The organism is Bradyrhizobium sp. UFLA01-814, from assembly GCF_046718885.1.
Lineage (GTDB): Bacteria > Pseudomonadota > Alphaproteobacteria > Rhizobiales > Xanthobacteraceae > Bradyrhizobium > Bradyrhizobium elkanii.
This window is the reverse complement of sequence record NZ_JAQOSR010000250.1, coordinates 1-9,297: the sequence shown is the minus strand read 5'-3', so window position 1 is coordinate 9,297 and position 9,297 is coordinate 1. Positions and strand designations below refer to the sequence as shown.

Here is a 9,297-nt window from a genome sequence, read left to right as displayed (position 1 = left end):
GGCATCGAGCAGTCGGTTCAGAACGCCCGTGCGTTCGGCGGTTGCAGCTGTCATAGCGCGATCCAGGCGGTCTTGAGGTCGGTATAGGCATCGAGGGCGTGCAGCGACTTGTCGCGTCCGAAGCCGGATTGCTTGAAGCCGCCGAGCGGCACCGTGATGTCGGCGCCGCCATAGGCGTTGACGTGCACGACGCCGGCCTTGATGGCGCGCACCATGCGATGCGCCGTCGACAGACTTGCCGTCCACACCGCCGATGCAAGTCCATAGGAGGTCGCATTGGCGAGCGCTGTGGCATCTTCCTCGCCCTCGAACCGCGTCACTGCAAGCACCGGGCCGAACACCTCCTCGTGCCAGACCTGCATCGACGGCGTCACCTCGGTGAGGATCGTAGGCGCCATGAAGTTGCCGCCGCTCTCGGCGCGGATCTGCTCGCCGCCAAACAGCCGCTTCGCGCCCTGCGCTTCCGCGCCGGCAACGGCATCCAGATTCTTGCGCAACTGCGGTTTGCTCGCGATAGCGCCGATATCCGAGGTCAATTCGAGGGGATCGCCGACGCGGAGTTTGGCGGTGGCATCGAGCAGCTCGGCCATGAAGCGATCGTAGATCGAGGACTGCACGAGCAGCCGCGATCCGGCCACGCAGACCTGGCCGGAGTTTCGGAAGATGCCGCTCGCCGAGACCTTGGCCGCATGCTTGATGTCGGGCGCATCGGCGAACACGATGTTGGGCGACTTGCCGCCAAGCTCGAGATGGACGCGTTTCAGGTTCGATCGCGCCGAGCATTCCAGGAGCCGCCGGCCCACCGCACCCGAGCCGGTGAAGGCGAGCACATCGACATCCATGTGCAGCGCAAGCGCCTCGCCGGCGGATGCGCCGCGGCCGGTGACGACGTTGAGCACGCCATCCGGTAACCCCGCCTCGGTCGCGAGCTCGGCAAGCCGCAGCAGCGTCAGCGAGGCAAGCTCCGGCGGCTTGACCACGACCGAATTTCCGGCGGCGAGCGCGGGGCCGATCTTCCACGCTCCGATCATCAGCGGGAAATTCCACGGCACGATCACGCCGACGACACCAAGCGGCTCGCGATGCACGAGCCCGAGCACATCACCTGAGGTCGGCGCGATCTCGCCATAGACCTTGTCGATCGCCTCGGCGTAGTAACGGATGGTGCCGGCGGCCGAGAGCGGTTCGGCCTTGTAGGCCATGCTGATCTCGGTGCCGTTGTCGCGCACGCCGAGCACCGCAATCTCGAGCGCGTGCTGCTCGATGAGGTCGGCGAACCGCAGCAACACCTTCTTGCGCTGCGCCGGCGCCGCGCGCGACCAGCTGCCCTGTTCGACGGCCTGCCGCGCATGTCTGACTGCGGCGTCGACATCGGCCACGTCGCCGTCGGCTATGCTGGTCAATAGCCGGCCGTCGATCGGCGACACGACATCAAGCCGTGCCTCGCTGATCGCCGGCGCCGGCCGGCCGCCGATGAAGAGCTGCTGGGCCGGAATGACGGCCGCGCGTAGTCGATCAATCTGGGCTTGCTGCATGCGAGACAATTATGACGATGACAAAAGCGGCTTCCGAGCAAGACCGCTGGCATGGCGCAATCCTCGCCAAATCAAGGCTTTGGCAGCAATCAACCGATAGGTGGATGTCACGGCAAGGCGCGTCCCCATAGCGTGATCGCACGATGGCCGAGCGCTCCGCCTGCGTTATCCAAACCGGTTGTCACCATCCCTTACGCCTGCCGGCGAGCCGAAGGTCATGCCTGAGATGACGCAGCCCCGCATTCTCCTGATCGGAACGGGAGACACCAAGGCCGACGAACTGCTGTTCATGAGCGAGTGCATCGCCCGCGCCGGTGGCCGAACCATCATGATGGACATCAGCGTGCTCGGCGATCCGCCGTACCAGGCGGCACATGACAAGCACGCGGTGGCGGCCGCTGCACAAACCACGATTGAGGCGATCGCATCGAGCGGCGACGAGAATTCCGCGATGTCGCTGATGGCGGTCGGCGCCGCCAACCTGGCGCGCGCGCTCGCGGAGCGCGATGCCATCGACGGCGTGATCGCGATCGGCGGCACGATGGGCACCGACCTTGCGCTCGACGTCGCGCAGGCGCTGCCGCTCGGCCTGCCGAAGCTGATCGTCTCGACCGTCGCCTTCTCGCATCTGATCCCACCCGAGCGCGTCGCCGCCGACCTGATGATGATCCTGTGGGCCGGCGGCCTCTATGGCCTCAACGGCACCTGCACCGCCGTGCTGTCGCAAGCCTGCGGCGCAATCGTCGGCGCCGCCAGAAGCGCAATCAGGCCGCGCAAGGATCGGCCGGTCGTTGCGATCACCTCGCTCGGCAAGAGCTGCCTGCGCTACATGGTCGAGCTCAAGCCGCAGCTCGAACGGCGCGGCTACGAGGTGGTCGTCTTCCACACCACCGGCATGGGCGGCCGCGCGATGGAATCGATCGCCGCGCAAGGTGGCTTTGCCGCGGTGCTGGACCTCAGCCTGCAGGAGGTCGCCAACCAGCTCACCGGCTCGGTGGTCAATTCCGGCGCTGACAGGCTGGAGAATGCGGGCAGAGCCGGCATTCCACAGATCGTCGCACCCGGGGCGATCGACATGGTCGACTTCCCGGCATGGCTTGGGGTTCCGAACGAGCTGTCGGATCGTCCATTCCACGCGCACAACCGGCTGCTTGCGTCGGCAACGTCGGGATCCGCTGATCGCCAACGGATCGCCCGCGCGATTGCCGGGAAACTGTCCCAGGCCAACGCTCCCGTTGCCTTCGTGCTGCCCGCCGGCGGCATCCAGCAATGGGATCGCGAAGGCGAAGCCTTGCACGATCCCGACGCCCTCGCCGCCTTCGTCGACGCCATGCGATCGGCGATCAAGGCGCCCGTCGAACTGCACGAGATCAAGGATCACATCAACAGCGCCGCATTCAACGAAACGGTGCTCGGCATCTTCGATCGGTGGGTCGCTGCCGGCATTGTCCCTCGCGGCCGCACCACGGCTGCCGCATGAGGAGGCCGCTTGCCCAGGCGCTGGTGCTCGACTTCGGCGGGGTGATCTCGAAGACCCTGTTCGAGACCCATGACCTGACCGAGCGTACGCTCGGGCTCGCCCCATGCACGCTGAAATGGCTCGGACCGTTCGCCCCCGACAGCGATCCGCTGTGGACGTCGATGCAACGCGGCGAAATTTCTGAGCGCGACTACTGGCTGACCCGCAGCCGCGAGGTCGGGCGCCTGGTCGGCGAGGACTGGCGCGACATGGAGACCTTCGTCAAACGCGCGCGCGGCGCCGATCCCGACACCGTGATCCGCCCCGAGGCAGCGCGCGCGATCACCCTCGCCGCCGATGCCGGGTTCCGCCTCGCCATTCTCTCGAACGAGCTCGACCTGTTCTACGGTGCCGATTTCCGCAGCCGTCTTTCTATCCTCAAGCGCTTCGACACCATCGTCGATGCCACGCATACCGGGATCCTGAAACCCGACCCTCGCGCCTATCAAAGCGTGCTGGACGAACTGGCGCTGGAGGCAGACAATTGCGTCTTCGTTGACGACCAGCGCCGCAACATCGCAGGCGCCGCCGCATGCAACATGCGCACGGTGCTGTTTGATGTGCGCAATCCCGCCGCGTCCTACAGCGAGGCGCTGCGGCATTTCGGGCTGCAATTCGACTAAAGCGCTTTCGAGCGAAGTGGGTACCGGTTCGCGTGAAGAAAGCGCATCAAGACTAGAATCTGGAGGCCCGTCCCGATTCCATCGGAACGGAAAAGGCTCCAGCCGGACAGGGAACGATCATGCGCGACAGAAACTTCCTGGTTGAGAACAACGCCAAGCCGATCTGGCACCCGATGGCCCATCCCGCCGAAATGCGGGCGCAGCCGCCGCGAATCGTGATGAAGGGCGAAGGCGTTGAAGTCACCGATATCGACGGCAAGACCGTGATCGATGCCGTCGGCGGATTGTGGAATGTCAATCTCGGCTACAGCTGCGATCCGATCAAACAGGCGATCGCGGACCAGCTCAGCGCGCTGCCGTATTATTCGGGCTTCCGCGGCACCTCGAGTGGCCCCTCGATCGAGCTCGCCTACGAGCTCACCGAATGGTTCAAGCCGGAAGGCATGGTGCGCGCCTTCTTCACCTCGGGCGGATCGGACTCGGTCGAGACCGCGCTGCGGCTCGCGCGGCAATACTGGAAGATCAAGGGCCAGGCTGACCGCACCAAGTTCCTGGCGCTGAAGAAGGGCTACCACGGCACCCATTTCGGCGGCGCGTCCGTCAACGGCAACGCCAATTTCCGCCGCAACTATGAGCCGATGCTGCCCGGCGTGTTCCATATCCCCGCGCCGTCGACCTATCGCAATCCCTTCAACGAGCCTGATCCCGCAAAACTCGCGCAGCTGTGCGCGGCGGCGATGGAGGAGGAGATCGCGTTCCAGGGCGCCGACACCATCGCCGCCTTCATCATGGAGCCGGTGTTAGGGGCCGGCGGCGTGATCGTGCCGCCGGACAGCTTCATGAAGCTCGTGCGCGAGATCTGCGAGCGTCACGGCATCCTGATGATCGCGGACGAGGTCGTCACCGGTTTCGGACGCACCGGCGCGTGGTCGGGTTCGCGGCTCTGGGGCGTGAAGCCCGACATGATGACGATGGCCAAGGCGATCACGTCAGGCTATTTCCCGCTTGGCGCGACGCTGATCGGCGAGCAGGTTGCGGAGGCCTTCGAGGCCGACACGACCACGTTCGGCTCGATCGGCCACGGCTACACCTATTCCGGCCATCCGGTCGGCTGTGCCGCGGGCCTTGCGGCGCTCGCCGAGACCCGCCGCCTCAAGCTTGACGAGAATGCCGCCGCGCGCGGCGAGGACCTTGCGCGGGCGCTCGCCGCGCTCAAGGCGAGGCATGCGCTGGTCGGCGACGTCAGGGGCAAGGGTTTGATGGCCGCGCTCGAACTGGTCGCCGATCGCGACAGCAAGAAGCCCGCCGACAAGAAGACGATGGCGAAGGTTGCTGACGCCGCCTACGAGGCCGGCGTGATGCTGCGCGTTTCCGGCAACAACCTGATCCTGTCGCCGCCCCTGATCCTGACGTCGGCCGACGTGAGGCGGATCGCCGAAGGAATCGACGCCGGGCTCTCAGCGGCCGGTTGACAGCGCACTGACACAGGCCATGGCGCGCTCGAACGGCGCGCCATCCGCCTTGTCGCGGTCGAGGCAATCAGCCAGCGATGCCGGCGACATCCGCTGGTCGGTGCAGAAGATGCGCATGAAGTCGGCCGCCAGCGCGACCTTGCGCGGCGCGGACTGTCGCTCCCAGTCGCTACTGCTCAGATAGAGCAAGGACGCATCGTCAACACTGCTTTCAGCCGCCGCACCAAGCGCGGCTGGGCCGGTCGCCAACAGCGCAAGCAGCGCGCCGGCCACCGCTCCGATGCGACGCGCCCGCCCCCTCATTTGGTGTCCCTGGCATTCACCATCGGCGGCACGTCGAGCGCGGGATTGCGATCGAAGAAGTTGAACGGACGCAGCCGGAAGCCATGCCACAGGCCCGGCATGACCGGCCAATCCTCTGCGCGCGGCACGTGGCGGAAGCCGACCGTGTACCACAGCACGAGGTCGCGGTCCTCGATCGGCCGCTTCGCCGCCGTCCATTTCGGCAGGCCGTCGACCTCAGGGTTTCCGTTCGGATACATGCCCGCAGCGTAGCGCTCGTCCTTGGCGTAGGCCGAGGTCCACAGCGTGTAGGCGCTGAAACCTGCGCGCAGCTGGATCGGATCGTCCTTGGCGAGCAGCGAGACGTCGGAGTGGCCAGGCATCAGCTGATAGCTCGTACGATAGCCGCGGCTGTTGGTCTTGCCCGTGCTCTCGATCCTGAACTGCGCCGCGTTCAACGGCATGGTGATCGGCCCTTCGGTCGCGACCGGCCTGGTGTCGACCTGCCAAAGGCTCTTGCGCTGGCCCTGCTCCAGCCGGCGGACATTGAAGCGATCCTCGACCAGCCGGTTCGAGGTGCCGTCGACGTCCATGTCGATCCGGAACGTCATGTAGTGATCGTGATTGACTGCAAGCAGGCGTTCGTCGACCAGCGTCCCAAGGGCGGTATCCTGCGTAGCCGTCGGGTCGCTCAGTGTCTTGCTCGCGACGCCCTTGGTGGCGTCGATGCCGTAGGCGCCGAGCCGCACGTCGATATTGCCGGCACGGTCGAACACGTAGTCCACCAGATAGTCGTAATTGCCGACCACCGGCGCCATCCGCACCACCAGCTCATTGTTCGGCCGCACCTCGGCGGTGTTGTTGATCAGCTCGCTGTGGCGCCAGATCGGATCGCCGGTCGGGCGCTCGAAGATACAGACCGCGCCCTTGGACACGACCGGCGCACCCTTGGTATCCGAGATCGTCAGGTCGAAATAATGCGCGCCTTCGGGACAATCCACGCCGCGCTGCAATTCGCTGGAGAGCACGCCAAAGCCGTACTCGCCGATATCCATATAGGCGCGGAACGACCAGGTCGGCGCCGGGTCCATATAGGGCACGAACATCTCGCTCGCCGAGATCTGATAGGCGATGTCGCGGAGCGTGCCGTGGTCATCGTAACGGATCAGCGACAGCACGGCGCCGACGCGCGGCTCGAGACGGACATGGAACGACCAGTTGTCCCAGCGGACCTGGCCGCCCTCCACCTTCACATTGCTGCCCTCGGGCGCGGTGATCTCGATCGGCTTCGGCGGCTTGCGATATGTTCCGGAGTCGGCATAGGCGTGCGACGGCGTCTGCGGCGGTGGCGGCACCACGCCGAGATCGGTCACCGACAGCACCGTCTTGCTCTTGAGATCGACCTGGGCGAACAGGTTCTCGATCGGCTTGCCCCAGAGATTGTTGGCGGCGCCCGTGGTGTCGACGCAGGGAACGTTGAGCAGGCGGCGGCCTTTCAGGGCCGGGTCGCTCACCGGACCGACCGTCAGCGGTAGACACATCACGTTGCGGAAATCGGTGATGCCGCGCTTGGCCATCGCGGCGATCCAGCGCGGGTCCTGCTTCGGCAGGTCGCCGGCGGAGATCAGCTCGTCGATGGTCAACGCGGCCTCATGATCCCTGACTTCCTGCCAGCCGAGCACGCTCCGCGCGGCGAGATCGATATGCGCCTCGTAGAGATGCCCGCCGCTCAGCAACGTGGCGCTGGCCCGACGCGTGAAGGGCTGTCCGGGCTTCCACGCCCGCACCTCGTCCTTGGGATCCTCCTCGACCGACATCGAGACGACCCGCGCCGAATCGTCGAGCTTGCCGGCGCCGCGAAGGGTATCGGAGACCGAGCGGATTTCGTCGGTGGTGAGCCCGTCCATCGGGTGCGTTGCGGTCACCTGCGGCCACATCCGGCGCTCGGCCTGCGCCGGCAGCGGTGCCGCCAATGTTGCGACCATCAGGCCGGCCACTGCCCATACGTCATGCCGGGATATCAGAGCCATTCCGCCCTCCACTCAAAGCCAGAACAGTCAGAATACAAGCAACGGTGGCGACGTGAAGGCCCGCCTCATCCGGTAACCTGTTCCGACGCAGCCGGCAGGATCGCGGCCGTGGCCGGGCGTGGCGCGGCGCGGTGGACATCGAGCAGCCGCACGCCGATGCGATCGCGCAAGGCCGGCCAGATGCCGCGCGGCGCCACGATCATCACCACGACGGCGATGATGCCGAGCCCGACCAGATACCAGCCGCCGGACAGCCCGAGCGGTCCGGTCATCAGCTCGCGGAGGCCGAAGAAGATGATGACGCCGAGGATCGGGCCTTCCAGGGTTCCGATACCGCCGATGATCACGATGAACATCATGTAGACGGACCAGTTGACGTCGAAGGCCGCCAGCGGCGCGATGAACAGATTGCCCATGAAGCTGAGCGCGCCGGCGAGCCCGCATCCCGCCGCCGAGAGCACGAAGGCGACGAAACGATTGTGCCGGACGTCGACGCCGACGCTCATCGCGGCAAGATCATTGTCGCGCACGCTCATCAGCCCGAGCCCGAAGCTCGACGTCATCATCCTGTACAGCGCCGCGATGGTGACGAGCGTCAGGCCGCCGGCGAGCCAGAACATCGTCGGCTCGAACCAGTCGAAATCGATCAGCTTGCTGGTCGCGAGCGGCACGCCCGACGTGCCGCCGACGGCCTGCGACTTCATCGTGAACGCACCGATGATCTCGGCGAACACCCACATCGCGATCGAGAAATAGGCGTCGCGCAACCGAAACAGCGGAAAGGCGATGATCGCCGCAACCGCGCCCGCCACCAGCGGCGCGACCGGCAGCACCCAGATCGGCGTGACCTCGAGCCAGCCCGAGGTCAGGAACAGCGCATAGGCGCCGAACGCGATGAAGACCTGGTGGCCGAGCGACACCAGCCCGGCATAGCCCGCCAGCAGGTTCCACATCTGCGCCATCGTCAGCAAGAGCAGGCACTCGGTCGCGAGCCGCAGAAAGCCCTCGTTCAGCACGAAGGGCGCGCCGGCGATCACCGCGACGAGCACGATGGCAGAGGCCGCAAGAATGATCCGTGTCGGCATCGGCGTCACACCCTGCTCGACACGAGACCCGACGGCCGGATCAGCAGCATGATGAAGAACAGGAGGTGCGCGTAAAGCAGCCCGGCATTTGGATCGATCTTCAACCCGATCAATTGCGCGATGCCGAGCGCGATGCCGCCGAGCAGTGCGCCCCAGAACGAGCCGAGCCCGCCGAGCACCACGACCTCGAACGCGATCAGCAGCCGCTCGGCGCCCGAGAACGGCGTGAAACTCGAGCGCACCGCAAGCAGCACGCCGCCGATCGCGCCGAGCGCGAGCGACAGGCCCATGACGTAGTTATAAACCCGGTCGGGCTTGACCCCGGACAGCCGGACGATATCGCGGCGGTCGGCGGTGGCGCGCACGATCCGGCCGAACTCGGTATGGCGCAGCACGAGTTGCAGCGCCATGAACAGCAATGCGGCGAGCACCAGCGTCAGCAGCGGCATGATGCCGATGTTGAGACCAGCAATCTCGAGGCTGGCGCGCGACAACTCGCCGACCTGGAGGCTGCGCACGTCGGCGCCGAACACCTCGACCATCACGTTGCGCAGAATGACTGAAACGCCGAACGTCAGCAGCAGTGGCGACAGCGGATCGGGCGAGGTTACGACCCGGTTGACGATGGCAGCCTGATAGAGCCATCCGACCGCAAAGGACAGCGCGATCACCGGGATCAGCATTAACAGCGGCGACACCTGCGGAAACAGGTTGGCGAACAGCACGGCGCAGAACGCGCTCAGCACCATGA

At 65.9% G+C, this 9,297-nt stretch carries 8 protein-coding genes; 3 read left to right on the top strand and 5 right to left on the bottom strand.

Annotation, left to right across the window (positions count from 1 at the left end):
- Positions 1-50: 50 nt before the first annotated feature.
- Positions 51-1,535 carry an aldehyde dehydrogenase gene (locus PMN64_RS40175; protein ID WP_411784744.1) on the bottom strand — a complete coding sequence of 495 codons (1,485 nt, stop codon included), beginning with the start codon at positions 1,533-1,535 and terminating at the stop codon, positions 51-53.
- Positions 1,536-1,752: 217 nt separating this feature from the next.
- Between PMN64_RS40175 and PMN64_RS40170 the strand changes: the two genes are divergently transcribed.
- The 3 genes from PMN64_RS40170 to PMN64_RS40160 all read left to right on the top strand — a co-directional run bounded on the left by PMN64_RS40170 (position 1,753) and on the right by PMN64_RS40160 (position 5,149).
- The gene (locus PMN64_RS40170; RefSeq protein ID WP_411784743.1) at positions 1,753-3,015 is read left to right on the top strand and encodes a Tm-1-like ATP-binding domain-containing protein; all 1,263 of its coding nucleotides are present in this window, start codon (positions 1,753-1,755) and stop codon (positions 3,013-3,015) included.
- Positions 3,012-3,677, top strand: a complete 666-nt coding sequence (locus PMN64_RS40165; RefSeq protein WP_411784742.1) for an HAD family hydrolase — start codon at positions 3,012-3,014, stop codon at positions 3,675-3,677. Before PMN64_RS40170 ends, PMN64_RS40165 begins: the two co-directional genes overlap by 4 nt.
- A 119-nt stretch (positions 3,678-3,796) precedes the next feature.
- Positions 3,797-5,149, top strand: a complete 1,353-nt coding sequence (locus PMN64_RS40160) for an aminotransferase class III-fold pyridoxal phosphate-dependent enzyme (protein WP_411784741.1) — start codon at positions 3,797-3,799, stop codon at positions 5,147-5,149.
- On the opposite strand, the gene PMN64_RS40155 is transcribed toward PMN64_RS40160, so the two are convergent.
- From PMN64_RS40155 to PMN64_RS40140, 4 genes are all read right to left on the bottom strand, one after another.
- On the bottom strand, positions 5,135-5,452 hold the full coding sequence (locus PMN64_RS40155) for a hypothetical protein (RefSeq protein ID WP_411784740.1): 318 nt from the start codon (positions 5,450-5,452) through the stop codon (positions 5,135-5,137). The genes PMN64_RS40160 and PMN64_RS40155 overlap by 15 nt on opposite strands.
- Positions 5,449-7,461 (bottom strand): tyramine oxidase, encoded by a 2,013-nt coding sequence (locus tag PMN64_RS40150; RefSeq protein WP_411784739.1) that lies wholly within the window; start codon positions 7,459-7,461, stop codon positions 5,449-5,451. The genes PMN64_RS40155 and PMN64_RS40150 overlap by 4 nt, the downstream gene beginning before the upstream one ends.
- 65 nt (positions 7,462-7,526) lie before the next feature.
- Positions 7,527-8,546, bottom strand: a complete 1,020-nt coding sequence (locus tag PMN64_RS40145) for a branched-chain amino acid ABC transporter permease (RefSeq protein ID WP_411784738.1) — start codon at positions 8,544-8,546, stop codon at positions 7,527-7,529.
- Positions 8,547-8,551: 5 nt separating this feature from the next.
- Positions 8,552-9,297: branched-chain amino acid ABC transporter permease (locus PMN64_RS40140; RefSeq protein ID WP_411784737.1), on the bottom strand; the 746-nt coding region annotated here is incomplete at its 5' end.